This is a genomic window from Christensenella intestinihominis, from assembly GCF_001678845.1.
GTDB classification, from domain to species: domain Bacteria; phylum Bacillota; class Clostridia; order Christensenellales; family Christensenellaceae; genus Christensenella; species Christensenella intestinihominis.
The window spans coordinates 1-21792 of record NZ_MAIQ01000015.1; the positions used below are offsets into that span (position 1 = coordinate 1).

General features: G+C 49.8%; 17 protein-coding genes and 1 pseudogene. 12 read left to right on the forward strand and 6 right to left on the reverse strand.

All coding sequences use genetic code 11. The features are described from left to right. Positions 1–76: 76 nt before the first annotated feature. The 3 genes from BBD38_RS14340 to BBD38_RS13535 form a co-directional block, all read right to left on the reverse strand. Positions 77–2185 (reverse strand): zinc-ribbon domain-containing protein, encoded by a 2109-nt coding sequence (locus tag BBD38_RS14340; protein WP_082989698.1) that lies wholly within the window; start codon positions 2183–2185, stop codon positions 77–79. 123 nt (positions 2186–2308) lie between these two features. Further along, the gene (locus BBD38_RS13530) at positions 2309–2461 is read right to left on the reverse strand and encodes a hypothetical protein (RefSeq protein ID WP_172807850.1); all 153 of its coding nucleotides are present in this window, start codon (positions 2459–2461) and stop codon (positions 2309–2311) included. A gap of 179 nt (positions 2462–2640) precedes the next feature. After that, complete coding sequence (locus BBD38_RS13535) at positions 2641–3153, reverse strand: site-specific integrase (protein WP_066689119.1); 513 nt, start codon at positions 3151–3153, stop codon at positions 2641–2643. Positions 3154–3927: 774 nt separating this feature from the next. On the opposite strand from BBD38_RS13535, the pseudogene BBD38_RS13540 reads away from it, so the two are divergent. The 4 genes and pseudogenes from BBD38_RS13540 to BBD38_RS13550 all read left to right on the forward strand — a co-directional run. Then, positions 3928–4590 (forward strand): annotated as a pseudogene (locus tag BBD38_RS13540) (recombinase family protein); the annotation flags it as partial. Then, entirely contained in the window at positions 4591–4794 is a 204-nt protein-coding gene (locus BBD38_RS15045) for a recombinase zinc beta ribbon domain-containing protein (RefSeq protein WP_268873186.1), read from the forward strand. Between the two features lie 9 nt (positions 4795–4803). Next, entirely contained in the window at positions 4804–5658 is an 855-nt protein-coding gene (locus BBD38_RS13545) for a hypothetical protein (RefSeq protein ID WP_066689123.1), read from the forward strand. A gap of 57 nt (positions 5659–5715) precedes the next feature. After that, positions 5716–7920 (forward strand): beta-glucosidase family protein, encoded by a 2205-nt coding sequence (locus BBD38_RS13550; protein ID WP_235829142.1) that lies wholly within the window; start codon positions 5716–5718, stop codon positions 7918–7920. Positions 7921–7954: 34 nt separating this feature from the next. Here BBD38_RS13550 and BBD38_RS13555 read toward each other — a convergent pair whose 3' ends face one another. Continuing rightward, positions 7955–9565 carry a response regulator gene (locus BBD38_RS13555; protein ID WP_066689129.1) on the reverse strand — a complete coding sequence of 537 codons (1611 nt, stop codon included), beginning with the start codon at positions 9563–9565 and terminating at the stop codon, positions 7955–7957. Beyond that, positions 9558–11363 carry a cache domain-containing sensor histidine kinase gene (locus tag BBD38_RS13560; RefSeq protein WP_066689131.1) on the reverse strand — a complete coding sequence of 602 codons (1806 nt, stop codon included), beginning with the start codon at positions 11361–11363 and terminating at the stop codon, positions 9558–9560. The genes BBD38_RS13555 and BBD38_RS13560 overlap by 8 nt, the downstream gene beginning before the upstream one ends. Before the next feature lie 246 nt (positions 11364–11609). Between BBD38_RS13560 and BBD38_RS13565 the strand changes: the two genes are divergently transcribed. The 6 genes from BBD38_RS13565 to BBD38_RS13590 all read left to right on the forward strand — a co-directional run bounded on the left by BBD38_RS13565 (position 11610) and on the right by BBD38_RS13590 (position 19921). Beyond that, a complete protein-coding gene (locus tag BBD38_RS13565) occupies positions 11610–12620 on the forward strand; it encodes a sugar ABC transporter substrate-binding protein (RefSeq protein WP_066689134.1) in 1011 nt (336 codons plus the stop codon). A gap of 21 nt (positions 12621–12641) precedes the next feature. After that, positions 12642–15053 carry a glycoside hydrolase family 3 C-terminal domain-containing protein gene (locus BBD38_RS13570; protein ID WP_066689140.1) on the forward strand — a complete coding sequence of 804 codons (2412 nt, stop codon included), beginning with the start codon at positions 12642–12644 and terminating at the stop codon, positions 15051–15053. A 63-nt stretch (positions 15054–15116) separates the two neighbouring features. Then, positions 15117–16355: a sugar ABC transporter substrate-binding protein gene (locus tag BBD38_RS13575; protein WP_066689142.1), complete on the forward strand. Its 1239-nt coding sequence runs from the start codon at positions 15117–15119 to the stop codon at positions 16353–16355. A 106-nt stretch (positions 16356–16461) separates the two neighbouring features. Next, positions 16462–17463: an ABC transporter permease gene (locus tag BBD38_RS13580; RefSeq protein WP_066689144.1), complete on the forward strand. Its 1002-nt coding sequence runs from the start codon at positions 16462–16464 to the stop codon at positions 17461–17463. 35 nt (positions 17464–17498) lie between these two features. Next, complete coding sequence (locus BBD38_RS13585; protein WP_172807851.1) at positions 17499–18968, forward strand: sugar ABC transporter ATP-binding protein; 1470 nt, start codon at positions 17499–17501, stop codon at positions 18966–18968. Continuing rightward, a complete protein-coding gene (locus BBD38_RS13590; protein ID WP_066689148.1) occupies positions 18968–19921 on the forward strand; it encodes an ABC transporter permease in 954 nt (317 codons plus the stop codon). Before BBD38_RS13585 ends, BBD38_RS13590 begins: the two co-directional genes overlap by 1 nt. Before the next feature lie 157 nt (positions 19922–20078). On the opposite strand, the gene BBD38_RS13595 is transcribed toward BBD38_RS13590, so the two are convergent. Continuing rightward, a complete protein-coding gene (locus tag BBD38_RS13595) occupies positions 20079–20579 on the reverse strand; it encodes a DUF308 domain-containing protein (protein ID WP_066689150.1) in 501 nt (166 codons plus the stop codon). 318 nt (positions 20580–20897) lie between these two features. Between BBD38_RS13595 and BBD38_RS13600 the strand changes: the two genes are divergently transcribed. Together BBD38_RS13600 and BBD38_RS13605 are read left to right on the forward strand one after the other, a co-directional pair. Next, the gene (locus BBD38_RS13600) at positions 20898–21179 is read left to right on the forward strand and encodes a hypothetical protein (protein WP_066689151.1); all 282 of its coding nucleotides are present in this window, start codon (positions 20898–20900) and stop codon (positions 21177–21179) included. Positions 21180–21198: 19 nt separating this feature from the next. Further along, entirely contained in the window at positions 21199–21762 is a 564-nt protein-coding gene (locus BBD38_RS13605) for a hypothetical protein (RefSeq protein ID WP_066689153.1), read from the forward strand. Positions 21763–21792: the final 30 nt, after the last annotated feature.

Consider the following 21792-nt stretch of genomic DNA (forward strand, 5'->3'; position numbering starts at 1 on the left):
TTCGATATTCTACTTCTCATTTCTGAGAATACACAAAATTTGAAACGCTGCCACCAATTAAGTCAAATCCGAACGTCTATTTTTTGGGTGAGGTGTTCGGATTTGTTGTATCTTGCTTATAACACAACAAACATCCACTACCCTTGGTTCTTTTAGCTATAACAGCTTGCCATTCATGTCCCTTATCACAAGTCCACCATACCTTTTTATTAGAACCTGCAGTGACTTGGTCAGGTTTCAAGGCTTCATTTTTAGTAGGATGCCATTGCCTAGCAATATATGGATGAGTAGTTTGCAAATCATTGTATCCTTTTAATATCTTACGATTAGAGCAGTATGGGCAACTATTTCCATGTGAGCGGCTATTCGGTTTAGCTTGCCATTCATGGCCCTTTTTACATTGCCACCAAATTTTTTTGTGAGAGTTAGCAGTAATATTTAAGGGAGTTAACATTCCATTTTTAACAGGGTGCCATTCCTTCGCAAGCATAGGGTTTACCGTGGCTAAATCATTGTAACCTATCCAAACTCTTCGTCCTGCACAATAAGGGCATCTCCGCCCTACTGAAAACTCACTAATTTCCATTTCCCACTCATGGCCTTTTTCACACCTCCACCAAGCCTTTCTAAGTGTTTTTGGCGGAACATAATTAGGATCAATTTCTTTATTTTTTTCAAAATCCCAATACTTTTTGGCTTCTGGATTGTTGGAAAATAAAGAGTGTACTTTTTCCTGCGTACGACACTGAAGATAAATTTTGTTTTTATCTCGATCTATATTTATATTAGGATTGTATTCTTGGCCTGTTATTTTGGTTAAAAACCGAAAGATTTGCTTGATTGCCTTTTCTAACTCTGAATAATTAGTTTGATGATATTGATAATAAATAATACCAGATGTCTCATCAACAGCATATTGTGTGTGGGTTTTTACACGAATTAATGTTATGTCATCCTGATTAAGAAATACATTCTTCTTTTTTTCTCTAATCTGAGCATTATATTCTCTATGAAACCATCCATCATGCTCTATTCCTATAGCCAGAGAGGGAATGAAAATATCAATTTCTTTTTTGTGAAATGAATATCTATTAAATGCTTTAAAAAACTTGGATATATAATAATATATAGCTTGTTCGGCAAAAGAAGTATGATGCTCACGCTTGCAAATTGGGCAACCAGCTCCATTAGCACGGTTGCTTATTAAAGCCTGCCATTCATGCCCTTTATGACATAGCCACCAAACCCTCTTTCCTGTATATTGAGTCACATCAGCAGCAGTTAATTGATCATTCTTGATAGGATGCCATTCTTGTGCAAGTATGGGATTTACTGTAGCCAAATCATTAAATCCCTTTAGTATTTTCTTACCAGCACAGTAAGGACAACCACTTCCTTCAATACGGCTAGCTATAACAGCCTGCCATTCATGGCCATGGTTACATATCCACCATGCTTTTCTTCCAGAATTACGTGTAACATTATAAGGTGTTAGATTTGCATTTTTAGTGGGATGCCATTCCTTAGCAAGTGCAGGATTTATTGTAGCTAAATCATTATAGCCTATCCAAACCCTTCGTCCTGCACAATAAGGACAACCCTGGCCAATAGCTCTACTTTTTACAGCAGCCTGCCATTCGTGCCCTTTATTACAAATCCACCATGCTTTTTTATGTGATCCTATAGTGACCTGCTCAGGCTCTAAGTCTTCATTTTTAGTAGGATGCCATTCCTTAGCAAGCGTAGGATTTATTGTAGTCAAATCATTATAGCCTATCCAAACTCTTTTTCCCGCACAATAAGGACAACCCCATCCAACTGTTCTGCTTGCAATTGCAGCTTGCCATTCATGTCCCTTATCACAAATCCACCATACCTTTTTTTTCGAACCTGCAGTGACCCGGTCAGGTTTCAAGTCTTCATTTTTAGTAGGATGCCATTCTTTAGTAAGCGTAGGATTTATTGTAGCTAAATCATTATAGCCTATCCAAACTCTTCGTCCTGCACAATAAGGACAACCCTGGCCAATAGCTCTACTTTTTACAGCAGCCTGCCATTCATGCCCCTCATTACAAATCCACCATGCTTTTTTATGTGAACCTGCGGTGACCTGTTCAGGTTTTAAAGCTTTATTTTTAGTGGGATGCCACTCTGTCATCAGTTTTTTTGATAGTGGATTTGACATATTTATTTACCCTAAATATCATTTTATATTTTATAAACATATAGCCCGTATAAGAAGATTTTGTTACCTATAATAATAGTTTAGTTTATATTTTTAAATTAAGCAATAACTATCAGGTATCTATTACAAATAATTTCCTGCAATAACAGAAACCCGATTATGCCCCAACTGCCGTGACACGTACAGCATCGCCTGTCTATCATAAACAATTCCTTTCTTGTCTCTTCTGCAATAATACTTTTCTTTGCGATCCAGCCCATCCATCGGTCTTTCCATGATCCGATAAAAAGCAGATACGTAATCCCTTCTATAACCATGTGCATCCATATGAGAATGCACCTTCCCGAACACACTCTTTCTGCGTACATCGGCATATTTGGCTACAGCCTCATAGCATCCCGACAAAACCTCTACATCGCGTATCTTACCGCCTTTTCCAACCACATCAATCAGCTTTAGTTTTCCCCATCCTCATACTGTATTTGGTGCGGACTGAGTGCTTCCAACTCATGACGCCGTAACCCTGTCGCCTTTGCAAAGTTGATGACATCTTTATTGTTTTCTTCCGAAAAGCCATAATCCCGCACAGCTTTACCCCGGCTGCGCTTGATATCTGCCCGGCGTCGTTCCGGCAGTTTAATGTTCAAATCCTGTGCATGGCATTTGTACAGCTTACATAGAGCGGAACGCTGTGTAGTAAGGGTGTTGGGAGATAGCCCCCTATCCATATTGTACTGGAGGTATGCTTCTATATAAGGCCGCGTTTTCTTAAGCGTATTGTACTTGTGCTCGGCATGTACCCATTTGGCAAAGGAACAGCATTGTTTTAAATATGTTTCCAGTGTGTCATAGGTAAAAATTCCTTCCGGCGTGTGTGTTCCTTCCGCTATTTTCGCTGAGTATCGGCTGTCCCCATCCCGCATCTGTTCTTTTAGTACTTCCTGCACCTGGTAGATAATACTTCCCATAAAAAAAGCTCCTTTCTTTTTGTAGACGAATGTTAAGCAAATGATAGACCGGGGATTTTTTATCCAGCTCCCGAATGCTGACGCCCCATATCCGATAATTTCTCAGTCACGCCTTCTTTCAAAAAAACGCTTTACCAATCTTCTCTAGTTACCATAGATATTCTTTTCTAGCTGGGTTGAGACGATTACCCGTCGATAAATCGACGTGTAATCGTCTCAACCAGCCATGTATACCGGGGCATGGCATACACTTCTTTTGTGCTCACGTTTAAGACCACTCTTACGAGTGCAGTCATTTTGAGCTTGCGTGAACGGCCACCCTTACGAGTAAGCAGTCAAAATCATTCCTCCATTCGTCTGTTCATAACTACATCTTTAATATGCAAGATAACATCATCACTCAAGACGCAAAAAACGGCCCCATCACTTTGGAGGGGACCGCCTGACTGCTACTCGACCGCAAGCGCAATGCACAGCCTTATCTTTGAAGACTGTCACTTCAACCGAAGTGTGTCGAGTGGCCTATTTATAGTATGATTGTTTTATATGAAATGAGTAAATAACTCAGTGACAAGTTCATTTAAGTTATTCGCTATCGCTTTCTTCATCCGATTCTACGAACTCCATAATATCGGCGCGTTGACAATTGAGCTTGATTTTACAGGATATTGTGGACAATCTATCTTCTCGTAGTGCCGAATATGCTTTAGCTGTTGAAAACTACAAACAGCTTTACGATGAAACGGCAGACGTCTTAGAGGGAACCAATATGCTGAAAAGCACGGATTTACGGTTATCCATGCATATATTGACCGTGCGATGACTGGAAGAACAGATAATAGGCCGGAGTTCCAGAAGATGATACAAGCAACAGCCAACATGCAGTTCCAATACATCCTTGTGTGGAAGTTTGACAGGTTTTCCAGAGACCGTTTTGACGCTGCCATGAATAAGCGCATAGCCAAGAAAAACGGCGCTAAAGTCATATCTGTAACCGAACAGGTGCCGGACGATCCGTCCGGCATTATCCTGGAAAGCGTTATCGAAGGATTTGCAGAGTACTTCTCAGTGCAGTTAAGCGAAAATGTAGTCAGAGGAATGGACGAGAGGGCGCTGAAATGCCAAACCAACGGTGTTGCGCCCCCTCCCGGTTATAAGGTGGAGAACAGTCATTTTGTTATAGATGATGAGATGAAACCGCTTGTTCAGCGGATATTTGAAATGTATGCTAAGGGGTATCAGGGGCCGGAAATCATAGCAGAGGTTAATCCAAAAGGCTTTCGCAATCACAAGGGCCAGAAGCTGGATCAAAAGATGCTGCACAGAATATTGAAGAACCGCAAGTATATTGGGGAATACAAATGGCGGGATATTGTCATTGAGAACGGTATTCCTGCCATTATAGATAAAGATACGTTTAGTAAGATGGAACAGCGTATGAAGAAGCGAAGGAAAGCGCCGGCTTCGTCTAAGGCTGTAGAACCTTATATACTGAAAACAAAGCTGTTCTGTGGTTGCTGTGAAGGGCCTATGGTGGGCGACAGCGGAACAAGCAGTAATGGAACAGTCCATTACTACTACTCCTGTTTGGAGCGGAAAAAGCGCAGGGGTTGTAAGAAAAAATCCATCCCCAAGCAATGACTGGAGGCTATGGTTATTTCCAAGCTGCAATCAGAAGTTATGAGACAAGATGTGCTAGAGGAAATTGCTGATTCTATCCTTGAACATCAGGCTATGAATGATACCGCCTTGCCTTTGCTTGATTCGCAGCTTCGTTCTGTAAACAAGAAACTCACCAATATCATGCAGGCGATCGAATCAGGTATTATCACAGGAACAACGAAACAACGGTTGGAAGAAGAGAAAGGCAATATTGAAATACGAATTGCACAGGAACGCTTGTCAAAGCCGATACTGACAAGAGAACTGATTATGAATTGGTTCGAGGGTTTCCGTAACGGTGATATTCAGAGCCTGAAATGCCGTCAATTACTTGTTGACTTTTTTGTGCACCGTATTGTTGTTTATGATAAGCTGGCAATGCTGATTAACTACCAAAATGGAACAAAGGACGTGAGTATTCCCCACGCCCTTTGTTCGGATATGACTCTATCTGGCACACCACGTCGCGGCAAGTTCCGCGATTCCAAAGCCCTCGCAAAAGCGAGGGCTTTTTCATGCTCCACTGCCGCTCCTTTTCCCCACGCGACCCGCTGCGCGGGGCTCGCGCGAGGCCCTGTTTTTAGCTGCATCTATTTTGTATGTGAAGCGTACGGAATGGCTTTTTATATTGGGGGATTCGAACCGAAAAGGTTCTTAAGAGCGCGAGCCAGAGGCGAAGTGCGATATACAACTTGGATTCTCAAGCATTGTTCGGGTCCGATAAGGTTTGGGACAGAAATCAACATATCCGGAAATTTCGTGACGACGGCTTTGCAGACGGGTATGGCGATCCAAAAAATGTATACCGGAATCAAAAGGATTTGGGATAGGAAACGGCTTTAATCTCCGTATAATGAGAAGCATGGAGACCTATCATTTATCAAAAAGGAGACAGTGAAAATGGCGTATATGAAGGAAACGTACCTGACCAGCTACGAAGAAGTCCTCGAACTCAATGCCGAGCAGATGGAAACGCTCAAGGGACGGGTGGAACAGGAGAAAGCGGAACACCCGCCGCGTCACCTCGACAGTGAATGGGGACGGTTTGAGGGCCTGCACGGCCTTTCGGAGGAACAAATTGACGACCTGGCAAAAAAAGTGTTGGCGGAAATGACACTGGAGCAAAAGGTTAACCAAATGAGCGGCGACGAATCGCTGGATTCCATTGCGCTCAGCATAACGCGGGAATATAATAAAACGCCTTATTTCGGAGGGGAAGACATAGAACTCGACCTGCCGGCAGTCAAATTTTCAGACGGACCGACCGGAGTGGTAATGTATCACTCAACAGCTTTTCCGGTTCCGGTCGGACGCGCGGCCTCGTTTGACCGGGAGATGGAATATGAAATTGGAAACGCCATCGGAACGGAAATCAGGGCCCAGGGCGGCAACTATTACGGAGGAGTATGCATTAACCTGGTGCGGCATCCGGCCTGGGGCAGGGCGCAGGAATCATTCGGGGAAGACCCTCATCTTTTGGGAGCCATGGGAGAAGCGCTGACGAACGGCGTACAGAACCATGTCATGGCCTGCATTAAGCATTTTGCGGCGAACAGTATTGAGAATACGCGGTTTGAAGTGGACGTGGATATGGACGAACGTTCCCTGCGTGAAATTTATCTGCCGCATTTTGAACGCTGCGTAAAGGCGGGCGCGGCCTCGGTGATGAGCGCATATAATTATTTCAGGGGCGAGCCGTGCGGGCACAGCGCCTATCTGCAGAATAAAATTTTAAAGGATGAATGGGGATTCCGCGGCTTCATTCTTTCGGACTTTGTTTTTTGCGTGCGGAACACGGAGGACTCCGTAAACGGCGGCATGGATATCGAAATGCCGTCCACGATCCATTGGGGCATGAAACTGGTTGATGCGGTCAAAAACGGTAGGGTGAAAGAAACGGTCATTGACGACGCCGTACTGCGCCTACTGCGACAGAAAATACGTTTCGCCCAGGTGACCGCAGGCAAAAAGCCCGAGCCGGAAAAAATTGTTTGCAGGGAGCATATAGACCTTGCGCGCCGCGCCGCACAGGAATCGTTCGTACTGCTTAAGAACGAAGCCGTATTGCCGCTGAACGATAAAAACGGACAAAAAATACTTGTTGCCGGGAAGCTGGCGGGAGAAGTCAATATCGGCGACGGAAAGGGCTCGAGCGCGGTTCGCCCGCCTTACGCCGTAACGCCCCTCGAGGGAATTTATCGCCGGGCAAAGCAAGCCACAATCCTTTATGACGACGGCGCTGACCTGGAGAAAACCGCCGGGAAGGCAAAGGACGCGGACGCCGTCGTCATCATTGCAGGGCTTACCTGCGCGGACGAGGGAGAGTATATGGAAACGTTCAGCGGCGGCGCGGACGGTATTGTGGGCGGCGACCGGAGCGACCTGCGCCTGCATGAAAGCGACCTGCGCCTGATCGAGGCGTGCGCGCGCAATAACCGGGCCGTTACGGTGTGTGTGATGGGCGGAAGCTCTATTATTATGGACCCATGGTGTGAAACTGTGCAGGGAATCATGATGATCTGGTATCCGGGAATGGAAGGCGGGAACGCACTGGCGGATGTTCTTTTCGGGGACGTATCACCCAGCGGGAAGCTGCCCGTTTCCATTCCAAGGGACGAGAGCCAGCTTCCTTTCTTTGAGGTAAACGCGGTAAAAGCACAATATGACTATTACCACGGCTATTTTCTTGCGGACAAGGAAGGCTATGATATGCGCTATCCGTTTGGCTACGGGCTTTCTTATACGGATTTTGAGCTGAAGAACCTGCGTGTGAGCGCAAAGGCCGCCGGGGAAGGAGATACCGTAAAGGTGCTGGTCGATGTGACGAACACAGGGGATGTGCCGGGGACGGAGGTCGTACAGCTTTATACGGGCTATTTGAGCCCGTCCGTAGAGCGGCATCCGAAAGACCTGCGGGGCTTTGAACGCGTGGCGCTCGAGCCGGGGCAGACGAAAACGGTCAGCATTCCGCTTGCGATACGCGACCTCGCGTATTACGACGATACGAAAAATGAATGGATTGTGGACCCGATCTGCTATCGCGTGATCGTCGGGACTTCCTCACGGGACGCGCACGCGCTTGAAACTACGCTGGAAGTGCAATAGGAAAGAAATTAAAAAAGCGCCGTAAGGCGCTTTTTTAATCCGGATTTTTGAGGCGGAATTCCGTGGGAGTGTAGCCGCTTTGTTTTTTAAAGATTTTATCGAAATATTTTGAATTTGAAAAACCGCATTTGACAGCGATATCCGCAATTTTTTGTTCCGGGTCCTTAAGCAGGCGCTTCGCCTCCTCGATACGCAGGTTTGTCAGGCATTGCAGGAAGCTTTTGCCATAATATTGCTTGAAAAGGGAACTTAAATAGCTTGGCGTGAGCTGTACCTGCTCGGCCGCGTCATTGAGGCCGATGTCCGAAGCGTAATTTTCCTGGAGGTAGCGGAGCACACGCTGGATGATATCCTTGTACTTTTCGTTGCGGTTGGCGGAGATACTGCGGATGATTTCAAGGATCAAGTCGTCAAGGTCCTTTTTTGTGACGAACATATGCTCCGGGGATGCGGATTTTTTCCTGACATCCTCCAGCAGGCTGAGCAGGCGTTTCCCGGAAATGCCGGATTCATAAATAAATTCCTCCAGATGCAGGATCAGCCCGCGCAGCGCAAGGTGTTGGGTATGGCGCTGGAACTGGCCGGAAGAAAACAGGAGGTCAAAGAACAGCCCGGTGTTGGCGGAGGCAAGGGCATAATCGGAAGACGAAATATTCTGGAGAATATTTTTTTCGATATCGAGCAGGGAAAGCTGCGTGGAGGTATGGCTCGAAAACACCTCGGTGTAGCAGCGCACCGGCGAGGCGGATTGGTAAAAGCGGTCGTGCAGCGTGGTGGCGGCCTCGCGGAAAGCATCGGGAAGCCCGGCTTCACTGTTGTGTACGCCGGAAAGCCCCATGGTGACCGAAATATGGTTGGAGTCGGTGAGGAATTGCAGGATGCGCTCCGACCGTTCCGTCACCTCTTCGCTGAACTCCACCTCGCGCGGGGCATGCTCGGAAGCGATTACGCCGCACAGCAGGTCTGTATTATTCTGGGCGAAAAAAATGTCATAGCCCGTATATTCGTTGGAAAAAAGCTCGCGCAGGGAAAGCACGAAACAGTTGAAGTCCAGCGCGGACATGCTTGAAGCGGAGTCGCAGCCGATCGCAAAACACATATAGGAAGAGGAAAAGGAACGAATATGGAATAAATCCAGCGTTTGCCGGATTTCCTCCTGGGAGCGGAGCCGCTCCTGCGCAATTTCAGTGAAAAAGTGCTCCAAAAGATACGCGCGGTTCTGCTCGATTTGCGCGGCCATCGATTCTTCCCGCCGCTGGGCCTCACGCTCCCGGTCCAGCGCGCCAACCGCGGTGAGGAGGGCGCGGTTCAGCTCCTGGGGATCGACGGGCTTGCAGATATAATCGACAGAGCCGTAGGTAAGGGCCGGACGGAGGTATTCGTAGTCATCATAGCCGCTGATTACGATGACCTTTTTTTCAATGTTGTTTTCCTTTAATTCATGGATGAGCGCGATGCCATCCATCACCGGCATTTTGATGTCCGTGATAATGATATCGGGGTCCTGGCTGATTATGAGCTCCGAGGCCTCGAGGCCATTTTTTGCAAGGCCGCACACGGTAAGGGGCAGATGCTCGTAATCAATGGAAAATTCGATGTTTTTGCGGATCAGGCTTTCGTCGTCAACGATTAAAACTTTATACATTGGGTCCTCCGTTTTGTTCTTCGTAAGGCAGGATGATCGTTACTTTTGTATAATGCCCGGCAGATGAGGTAAAGGAAATTCCATACTGCGCGCCATAGCGGAGCCGTATCCTCTGGTGGATATTATAAATTCCATAGATATCGTTTCCGGGTTTGGTGTCCGGCTGCAGCGTTTCCTCAATCCTTTGCAGGGTTTCCGCGCCGATGCCGCAGCCGTTGTCGATAACCTCGATCACGAGCCGGTCTCCCCGGCGGAAAGAGCGAATGGCAATGATGCAGTTTTCTTCCTTATATTCAAAGCCGTGGATGATTGAATTTTCGACCAGGGGCTGCAGGAGCAGCTTGATTACAGGCTGGTTTTCCGTTTCCGCGCCGATCCGGCAGATAAGACGGAATTTCCCGTCGTACCGGATATTCTGGATATAGAGGTAGTTCCGTACGCGCTCAATTTCCTGGTTCAGCGTTAAGAAGGCGTTTCCCTTATTGACGCTCAGGCGGAGCATATGGGAAAGGGCGAGCACAAGCTGGCTGATGTCCTTATATCCGCGCAGGATTGCGAGGCTGTTGATCGATTCCAGCGTGTTATACAGGAAATGCGGATTGATTTGCTCCTGGAGCGCGTTGATTTCAACCATCTGCTTGGCAATTTGCTCGGCGGAAAGCTCGTCGATCGTATCCTGCAGTTTTTTCAGCGTGTTGTTGAACTGCAGGGAAAGCTGGTTGATTTCGTCCGTACCCCGCACGGGCGCGCGCACGGAGAAGTCGCCCTTTTCCACCTGCGGAAGCATCGCCGAAAGCCTTGTGATAGCGGAGGTAAGGCCGCGCGAGAAGAAAAAGCTCAGGAGCGTGCCGATCACCATGGACAGCAAAAAGGTCATTAGAATAATATAGAAAAGATTCGCCAGGTTATTATCGATATAATCGAAGGGTGTGAAGCTGACGAGATACCAGTCATAATTCTTCGAGGGAGACCAGTTGACCAGATAGTCCACATTGTTGATGGTGAACGAAAAGGAGTTCTGCTGCGCGAGGATATGGTCGACAAAGGGCAGGTGGGCGGTATAAATATCCAAAAAGGAGTTTTTGGAATGTGCAATGGCTGTTCCTTCGTTATCCATAATCAGGTAGGAGGAGCCGGATTCATTGCTTTCAACGGTGAGGGCGTCCGTCAGGGCGGATTCTTTGAGATTAACCAGCATCAGCGCGCCCGGCTCCCCGGCTTCATCGTAGGAGATTCTTGCATTGCATAAAATCCTGTTGTTTTCCGTCAGCAGGTGCGAGGTTGTGTAATAATCATAAATCCATACCGGATCGCCCTTTTGCGCCTCCGCAAGCTGGAAAATGGAGCTTAGCCTGATCGAATCCCAGGCATAATCGAACAGCTTGCCCTGGTGGAGGCTTACCGCCTGCGCGCGTGAGATGTAGATGGATGAAAGGTCGTCGTTGGAGTCCATCAGGACATTGAGCAGCTCGTTGGGAACCGTGGAGGCCGCCTTGGATTGCTCTATATCGGAAAAATCCGTGTTCAGGTAGCCGTTGATGACGGTGTTTTCATAAAGCGCCGCGGAGGTCTGTTCTACGGCGTTCATGCTCTGGGAAATGTTGTCGTCAATTTTGGAAAGCGTTCCGTAAAGCTGCTGGCTGATCTCTTTGGTGAGGATATCACGGTAAAAAACGTAACCGAAGCCTTCCGCAATCAGTGTCACGATGATTACGAGCAGCAGGAAGAAGCAGACGGTTTTTCGCCGGAAGGGAATACTGAAATACCAAAATGACAGCTTGCTCAAAAAACGATCCATTATTAAACTCCCTGTATAAAAACACCAAAAAATGAATGAGAAATTACATATAAAACTAAATCTATCATAACACGATACCCCGGACGGGCGGTATCCCTTTTTTTTACGATTGGAAAGGGGAAAGCGGGAATCGTAAAATAATACACCCTATTCCAAAGAATTTTGAGTATACAGGAGGGCCTTTTTTCAGTATGATGAAAACAGCAAGCAAGACTTGCTCAATTCCGGAATGAAGAGTGATCACAAATGAAAAAACAATATGGAACGGTTACGGGCCGCATCAAGCGGGCCGTAGCAATAGGAATGGCGGCTATCTGCCTGTTGGCTTTGTGTGCATGCCGTACAACGGAAGGCGCTATCGTATTTGAAGAAGAATCGGTAACGGAAGTGGGAACAGACATGAAGATCATGTTTATTACGCCGCTTGCGAAGCACCCGATCTGGCTGGAAGCCAAAGCGGGGGCGGAGGACGCCGGGAAAGAACTGGGAGCCACCATTACATGGCGCGGGCCGGATATCACGGATTCAAGCTACATGGTTGATGTCATGGAAGAGGCGATTGACCAGGACTACGATGCGATTATCGTATACCCGATCGAGCCGGAGCTGTTTGTGGACGTTATGGAGAAAGCAAAGAAAACCGGCATACCGGTTGTAACGATCTGCGGCGATTCCGCTCCCGGGCTGCGCGATTCCTATGTGGGTACGGATGTAGAGCGGTTTGGACAGGAAGCGGCCGAGCTGATCGGACAAAAATCGGGCGGCCGGGCGAACGTTGCGGTCCTGTGCACGGATTACGACGTGATTAACCAAATCCAGGAATACGAGGCGTTTTTAAAAGTTCTGGAAGAGAAATATCCGGATGTGAAGGTAGTGGTCCGGGAGACGGACAATACGGATTCCTTGAAAGCGGTTCAAAGGACGTATGAGATACTTGAGAACTATCCGGAAATCGATTTTTTCTGGTCCATGGAAGGCGCGGGCGCGCCGGGCGTCGTCCAGGTCTTAAAAGAAAAGGACATGCTGGACAAGGTTACGGTGCTCGGGACGGATTCAATGGAACCGATGCTGGACGCTATTGAAGCGGGAGAAGCATGGGGGTCGCTGGCACAGAACTTTTATAAGATGGGAAAGCTCGCGGTGGAAAACGCAGTAAACCATGTAAGCGGGAACGACGTGCCGGACACGACGGATTCGGGCTTTGTGTTTATTACACAGGAAAATGTGCAATCGTACCGGAATGAAAGTATTTTTTGAACAAAAAAAGCAGGAGGCACTATGGAAAAGTTAAAAGACCGCAGTTCTGTAAAAAAGATCATAGGACAAATGACACTTGAAGAAAAAGCAAGCGTTTTGACCGGAGGGTCTCTTTTTTTCGGCACCGGACTGGAAAAATATGGGATTCCGTCCCTGTATTTCCTGGACGGGGGCACGGGTGCAAATTATTTCCAGATGTATCTGGACTGTTTTTGCAAAAACCATGAAATGTCTACGGAAGGCGGGGGCGCCATTTTCGATATCAATTCGGAAGCCCAGGTCGTCCCGGAGCTGCTTGCGCTCGACGCGGACGAACAGGCGGCGGCGCAGGCTGACGGGGAGACCCGCAAAGAAGTCGCCGCGATGAAAGAAAGAATGAAGGCGTATATCCCCGGGGGCGTGATGCCGGGCTGCTTCCCGCCGGGAATCCTGCTCGGGGCGACCTGGGACAGGGAAAATATCCGCAGGGTGGGCAACGCGCTTGGAAAAGAGGCGAATTATTATGGGGTCGACGTACTGCTGGGGACCCCTAATGTCAATATTCACCGCGACCCCCTCGGCGGGCGGGTGTTTGAAGGATATTCCGAAGACCCCTGCCTGGTGTCGGAACTGGCCCCTGAGCTCGTGACGGGCGTACAGGAGGAGGGCGTGCTTGCCAACCCCAAGCACTTTGCGGCCAACAACCAGGAAACCGACAGGAGGGGCGTAAACGAGACAATCGGGAAACGCGCGCTGTATGAAATTTATTTTCCGGGTTTCAAAGCCTGTGTGCAGAAAGGAAAGAGCAAAACCGTTATGAGTGCGTATAACGCAATCAACGGGGAATGCTGCGCAATGAACCATTGGCTGCTGACCGATGTGCTGCGCGGCGAATGGGGCTTTGACGGCTTCGTCGTATCGGACTGGGGCGGCGTGTACGACCAGGTCGAAGCGCTTAGGGCCGGGAACGATTTTGATATGCCGGGGCCGCGAAACACCGCGCCCATCGTGGAGGCGGTCAAAGATGGAAGACTGCCGGAAGAGGCGCTCGATACGGCGCTTGAGCGGGTCCTTGGTATGATGCTCGAAGCCCCGGTCATGACGGGAAAAAAGACGGAAAAGATCGACCTTGAGGACTCCCGGCAGGCGGCGTATGACGCGGCAAAAGAGGGGATCGTCCTTTTAAAGAACGAGGGAGGTACGCTCCCGTTTCCGGAAGATGCAAACATTAGCTTTTTTGGAAGTAAAAGCAGGAAGTTTATCGAAGCGGGCGGCGGCAGCGCGAATGTTATCACCGACCGGACGAGCAATGTGTATGATTGCTGCCGCGACATTGCCGGGGACGGCCGCGTGCGCTTCGGCGAAATCACCGAGGATACGGACGCGGTGGTGGTTACGGTGGGCGTGATCGGCCAGGAAGGCTTTGACCGCGCGTCGCTGAAAATAGACGCGGAGGATGAAAAGGTACTGAAGGACGCCCTCGGGAAGGCAAAAAAAGCCGGAAAGAAAACGGTCGTGATCTTGAACGTATGCGGGCCGGTGGACGTAAGGGGCTTCATTGACGATACGGACGCGCTGCTGTGCGTGTTCATCCCCGGAATGGAGGGCGGCCGCGCGGCGGCGGATATCCTCTACGGAACGGTAAATCCTTCGGGCAAGCTGCCCCTGACCTTCCCCAAACGGTATGAGGATTGCCCGACCTACGGGAATTTCCCGGGACGGGGCGGCAAGGTCATGTATGGCGAGGGCATTTTCGTGGGCTACCGCTACTATGATTTGAAAGGGATTGAACCGATGTTCCCCTTTGGATTCGGGCTTTCCTATACGCAATTTGAAATCGGCGGGCTGCATTTGGACCGCGATTGTATGAATGCGGATATGGAAGGCGACGACCTTTCCGTAACGGTGAAGGTGAAAAATACCGGAAGCCGCGGCGGAAAAGAGGTGGTCCAGCTTTATATCGCACAGGAAAAGCCGACGCTGGTAAAGCCGCCCAAGGAGCTGAAGGCGTTCCGCAAGGTTTGGCTTGAGCCGGGGCAGGAAAAGGAAATTACATTTACGATCACCGCCGATATGCTGAAAAGCTATGACGACGGCACGGAAAAGTGGCAGGTCGAGCCGGGATATTACAAGGTGCTGGCAGGAAATTCTTCGCGGAATATCTGCGCGGAGGTGCCCTTTGAAGTGAAGGGCTATAACCCTTACGGCGTGAACGAAGATACCCCGCTTGGAAAGCTCGTTATCATTCCCGGCGCGCTGGACGAGCTGATGAAGCATTGCCCCGAAGGCAGGCTGACGCGGGAAAGCGTGGAACTCAGCATTCTCTTTGCGGCGACGGGCAAGCTCAGCGAGTATTGGGACAAGGTAATCGCTCCGGCAATGGAAGGCGTTGGGGAAGACGAGAAGCAGAAGCGTTACCGCACAATGCTGGCGGCAATGAACCGTTTCCATTAAATATAAAGAGTCTTGAACGTTTTGTGGAATCACAAAAAACGAAAAATATTAGGAGGAAAAACAATGAAAAAAACACTCATGGTAGTATTGGCGCTGGTAATCGTATGCGCATGTTTCTTGACGGCATGCACGGAAGCTCCGGCATCGACAGGAGGAACGGCGGAAAGCTCTGCGCCTGAGGAAAGTTCGGCGGCGGAAAGCGCGGAACCGGCCGGCGGGGCAAGCGAAGCGGCAGGAAGCGGAACCGGCGGCCAATTGCTGATCGGCCATAACAACATCCTGAAAGGGAACTATTCGGTCGATATCCTGGAAAATACAATCCAGGCAACCTGCGATGCACTGGATATCGAACTGATGGTAACCAACGATGAAACACAGGTGGAGAAATCCGTAACGAACGTGGACAACATGATCGCCGCAGGCGTGGACGGACTCATCTTCCTCGGGATGTCCGATACGCTGTTCCCGGTGATTGCCGAGAAATGCGAGGCGGCAAACGTACCGTTTGCGATCGTAGACCATATCCCGGCGGACGATGTGGCGGCACAGCTCCAGGAAAGCCCGATGTATGTGGGCGGCGCTGTAACGGACGATTCCGTTACGGGGAAGACCATCGGCGAATATGCGGCGTCACAGGGCTGCAAGAAGGCAATTGTCGTAACGGCGCTCAACACGGACCCGACGCACATCAAACGCGTGGAAGGCTTCACGGAAGCGTTTGAGGCGGCAGGCGGCGAGGTTCTGGACGTTGGCTGGGGCGAACCCACGGTAGACAAGGCTCTGACCCGCGCGAACGACCTGCTGACGGCGCATCCGGATGTTGACTGCGTATATGGAACCAACGGCGACGTAGCTTCGGCGACCATCCAGGCCCTGGAAAAGCATCCCGAGGTAAATGCGAAAATGTTTGCGACCGACCTTGACCCCGCTGTTCTGGAAGGCCTCGAAAGCGGAGTCGTTGCCGCGGCAAACGGCGCGCACTGGGTTGGCGGAGATTTTGCGGCGGAGCTGCTGATTAATTACCTTGAAGGGAACCCGATCAAGGACGCCGACGGAAAAGCGCCCCTGTTCAAGGTAAGCGCCGCGGTGCTCCCGAGCAGCCTCGTGGACCTTTACAACCAGTTCTGGATTAACTCGCAGCCGTTCTCCGACGAAGAGATGCAGGCAATGGTTGGCCCTGGCGTAACCTATGACACGTTCAACGATGCAATTTCGGGCTATACTGTGGAAAGCAGGCTGCAGGCAAAGGTAGACGCCGGACTGCTGACGCAGGAAGAGCTGGACGCGGCCCTGGCCGACTGACAAAAAGGAAAAAAGATACGGCACGCCCTCCCTTAAGGCGGAGGGCGCGCCTTGTATCGGCATTTGGTTCCCTTTTTGCGAAAGGAGCCGTAGGAGGGAGGTTGCTATGGGAAATACAGGCAGCGGCCGGATCAATTCCGAGCTGCAGACAAAGGCGGCAAGCACGCAACGAAAAACGACGCTGCTCGCGATTGCCGCAATTGTCGTGATTTATATCATATTGAGCGCGGTCACAGAGTGGAGGTTCCTGACAGGCCCCAATATGCTGGCCATCCTGACCAGCTCGATTGTGCCGGCATTGGTGGTGCTGGGCTTTATCTTCATTTTTACATCGGGAATCATGGACCTTTCCACCGGGGCAATGATGATACTGGCAAGCAATGTGGGCGGTATTCTCGCCGTGCAGCTGGGACTTGGTTATTTCGGACTTATCATCGGTTCGGTTGTAACGGCGATCGGACTGGAATTACTCAATGTAAAATTAATCCTGGTTACAAAAATTCCGGCATGGATTTTTGGGCTGGGAATGACGATGGTATATGAAGCAATCGGGGCGCTGTATAATGCGGCGATGATTGCGCAGGGAACGCAGTCAATTTCCCTTGGAGACCTCTACCGGGAGCTTGGCGCGCCGCCGGTGAACGTGATTGTGATTGTGGTATGCGTGGTGGTTGCATTCCTTATTTATAACAGGACAAAGCTGGGCTTTGGGCTGCGGGCAGTCGGCAGTAACAGCGCCGTTGCGGGAATGATGGGGATTAACGTCGGCAAAACGGTATTGATGGCGAGTGTTGTGGGCGCGATGTTCCTCGGGCTTGCCAGCGCGGTAAATATGAGCTTTGCGGGGCGTGTAGCGCCGACGACGGGCCTGGCCAGCATATCGGTTATATTTACCCCCCTGGCAGCGTTCCTGCTTGCCAAAGCATTCGACCGGATTTTTAATATCACGATAGGAGCGATTATCTGTGCATTCCTGCTGACGTCGATTTTCAACGTGCTGACACTTCTCGGGGTGCCGTCCGGCACGCTGCAGCAGGTGTTCATGGGCGCTGCCGTAATCATCTGCGGCATCTTGTCACAGAGGAAGTATAAGGGGGTAGTGCAATGAACGGAGCTGAGAAAACTATTTTCCGTGCGGAACATATGAAAAAATATTTCGGCGCAACCCATGCGAACGACGATGTTTCCATTACGCTGGAAGCGGGGGAGGTGCGCGGACTGATCGGCGAGAACGGTTCGGGAAAATCCACGCTGATCTCTATGATTGCGGGGCTTGCCCCGAAGGACAGCGGGGAAATGACGATGAACGGCGCGGCCTACCTTCCGGAAAACCCGATTGACGCAGGCGACCATAAGATTGGTACGGTCGTCCAGGAGCTGGGCCTTGTCGACGGCCTGCCGATTGGCGTGAATATCTTCCTCGGAAGGACGCAGCGCTTTGAAAAGGGCGGCGTGCTGGATATGAAGGCGCTCTACAAAGCCGCGGCGGAGCAGTTTGAAAAATGGAATTTCCCCGTGTTCCCGGTGCAGTCGATGACGGGCTCGCTCTCTGTGGAGGAAAAGAAAATCGTAGAGCTGATCCGCGCGCTTTCCATCGGTCCCGACCTGTTGATTCTGGACGAGATTACCCAGGCGCTTTCCCTCAATTACCGGGATATCCTCTTTGAGGTGATTAAGAAATTCAGGAACGACGGAAAAACGGTTTTGATGGTGACGCACGATGTGGAAGAAATGATCGAAGTGACGGACAGCATCACAATCATGCGGGACGGAAAAATTGTGGGGACGTGCCGGTGCGACGAGGTTTCCCCGGACGACGTGAAGCGGATGATGGTCGGCCGGGACCTTGAAGGGGCATATTACCGCAGCGACCAGAAGGAAAGCTTTGAAGACGAGGTTGTCCTGAGCGTCAAGGGCCTCACGAGCGATGCGTTTGAAGGAATCAGCTTTGATCTGCACAGGGGCGAAATACTTGGCTTTTGCGGCCTTTCGGGGGCGGGCATCCACGAGCTGGCGGAAACCCTCTTTGCGGTGCGCCCGTCACAAGCGGGCACAATACGGCTCACCCAAACGGGCGCTGTGGTGAAAAGCCCCCGGCAGGCGATGCTGGAAAAGATGGGCTATGTCCCCAAGGACAGGGATAAACAGGCCCTGATGGTGAATGATTCCATCGAGGATAACGTATGCCTGGCGGCTGTAGATATGACGGAAGGAAAGCTTGGCTTTTTAAGCCCCAAACGGCGGCGGGAGGTCAGCAAACGGGTCGTTCAGAAATTCGAGGTAAAGACAAAGGGCATTGCGCAGGTAATCAGCGGTCTTTCCGGCGGAAACCGGCAAAAGGTGAACCTTGGCCGGTGGATGATACAGGATAAGGAAGTGCTGATCCTGGACTGCCCGACGCGCGGCGTGGACGTGGGGGTTAAATCCTATATTTACCGTTCCATGCTGGAAGCAAAGAAGCAGGGAGTTGCCATGATCGTCGTATCGGACGAGCTGCCCGAGCTGATTGGCATGGCGGACACCCTGATGGTGATGAAGGCAGGAAAGCTCGCCGCGGTTATGAAGAGGAGCGAGGTCTTTACGGAAGAAAAAATAATCGAGGTGATGCTGTAATGAAAAAAGATTTCTGGACATTTTTCCAGCGGCTGTTCCCGTTTGTCGGCCTGATTGTTATTATTGTCATTTTTACAATTATCAACCAGGGCAATATGTGGTCGGCAACCAACCTGCTTACGGTAATCAGCATTATGATTCCTCTTTGCCTGGGCGGCGGCGGGATGGTATTTGTCGCGGCGCAGGGAAGCACCGATCTTTCCATGGGCTCGCTGGTGGCGCTGTGCGGGACAATTGCCGGGATTGCAAGCATGTCCCTTGGCTTCTGGGCCTTTATATTGATCTCGCTGGGGGTTGGAATCGGCGTGGGGATTCTTAACGGCGTAATTATCAGCAAATGCAAGGTATCTTCCCTGATGGTTACCCTGGCAATGCTGATCGCGCTGCGCGCGCTGGTGGCATTTATTACCAACGGGCAGGTATTCTTCGTGGATCAGCAGATTTTGATGCTGAACCGTATGGAGATTAAGCTGCCGATTTTCCTCGGGGTGATCGCCCTGATGTGGTATTTGTTTGAATATACGAAAATTGGATATTTCTCACGGTGTATGGGCGAAAACCAGACGGTGGGTAAATTCGCCGGGATTTCAGTTGCAAAATACCAAATCCTGGGCTTCGCCCTTTCGGGGGCGATGGCCGGTATGATCGGGATTTTCACGGTGGGCAACATTGGCGGGATTTCCCCGACGATGGGAAATTTCCTGGAGCTGCAGGTTATGATTGCGATGTTCGTGGGCGGCGTTCCCGTTACGGGCGGCGCAGGCAGCAAATTTTATAAGGTGGTCGTCGGCGCTCTGATGCTTGCGTTCCTGCAAAACGGATTGACGGTCAGCCGCGTGAGCGCGGAGATGTCCGAACTGATCCAGGGGATTATCCTGATTTGCGTGGTATTCTTCGGGCTGTTTGTCCGCCAGAAATATATCCAGCGGCAGATCGCGCGGGAGCTGCAATAAAAAACAGCTTAACATAGTTCTTTTTTACTTCCTTTTGGATGCACGGCGTTTTACAGGGATAGCGCCGTGCATCTTTTTTTTTGCGCAGCAATAATGAAAAAAGGCCATTCTAAAGTCAGAATGGTCCTTTTTAAGTGAAACGTTTTTTCGGAAACGCTTATTTTTTGCCGGAGAACCACTGCACTACAGTGATAATTCCGAAAATAATCAGGAAAATGCCAAGCAGCGTCCCGAGGAAGTTTGCGCCTGCCGCCATGCAGATCAGCACAACAACGCCGAGGATTATGGTGATGATGGACAAAATTTTTGACGCCATGCTGCTGTTCGGGGCGGTTGTCAGGCTGATAACGCCGTTTACGATCATCCAGATGCCAACGATCAGCGGAAGCACGATCCCGGCGGCCGGTCCGCGGAAAGCAATCAGCAGGATACCGAGGATGGCCACGATTATGGGAACGGTGTAGGCGCCGAACACCCCGGAATTTTCCGTGCGCTTACTGTAATTGGAAATGATCGTAATTGCGCCGTAAGCGATCATGATAATGCCGAGGATGAGGATAATGACTTCCATTCCTCCGACAGGGTTGAGAAGCAGGGCAATTCCTATAATAAAGAGAATAATGCCCAGGATCAGATTTAAGATATTGTTTTGTTTCATTTTAAAAGTCCTCCATTTTTTTTAAATGATTTGCATCCTATGATTAACCGCTCCGGGTTTACCGTAAACCATTTCATGAAATCTTTAATCTTTCTTGGTATCGTGACGGCGGAAAATGGACCCCTAAAAAGAGTCCCTAAATTTTAATCTTTTAAGATTTTCATCAAAAAGTGCTTTGTGGAGCGGAATTTTGAAAGCCGCGGGAAGCCCGGAAGATTAAAACAGGCCCTTTATGCGTTTAGGAAAGATGGGCGGGGTTAAAAATGGAAACACAGCAACCGGGGAGCTTCCCGGAACAAAAAGAATGGAGGAATCAACATGTACAAAGAAGAAAAAATCAATCGGCTGCAGGAAGATGTAGCGAATGAACAAAAAAAAGCGGCGGACAAACTGGACAAGCTGGATTCAAAAATTAAGGTAGAAGAACTGAAGGCGCAGAAGAAACTGACGAAGCTTGAAAGCAAACGCGATGTGGAAATGAAGCTGGCCCAAAAGGACGCCGTGGAAATGAAAAACGACGCGCGTATCGAGCAAAAGACGCAGGAAACGGAAGCCGCCAAAGACATCAGGCAAAATGTGAGCGGAAATGCACATATGTAAATAAAGGAGGAATAAAATCATGGCACAGATGCAGACAGAGCATAAAACAGACAAAAGCGCCGGTGAAGTCATCGGCAGCGTATTGAACCAGGCAAAGGACGGACTGATCTCCTTTGGCGAGACAATCGCCAATAAGTCCAAGGAGATGGTGAACACCGCAAAGGTGAACGCACAGGTTGCGGCGCTCCAAAAGGAGAATGACGAAAACTACATTAAACTGGGAAAAATGGTCCGTGAAAAGGAAGAATATACGGATGAAATGCGCGAAATCGGCAAAAAGATTGACGAAAATGAAGACCAGATTAAGGAAATAGAAGCGCAGCAAAACGACGGTGAATCCGGCGAAAAAGGACAGGATATGAAAAATTCCTCACAGGAGGAAAAAGGAGACAATGAGTCCTCACGCCAGGAGGTAAAAGCATCGGAAGACGGGAACGGCGATTCCAAAGAAAAAACGGAAGTGAAGATGTCCGCAGACGATGACCAGGCGGACAGCGCACAGGAAGACGTCAACCGGCAATACCAGGCTTCGTCGGACCAAACCGTAGATAAGGTGAAATCCCAGCAGGTATATCACGTATAAGCCGCTGTGCGGAAAAACCAGCACGTATAC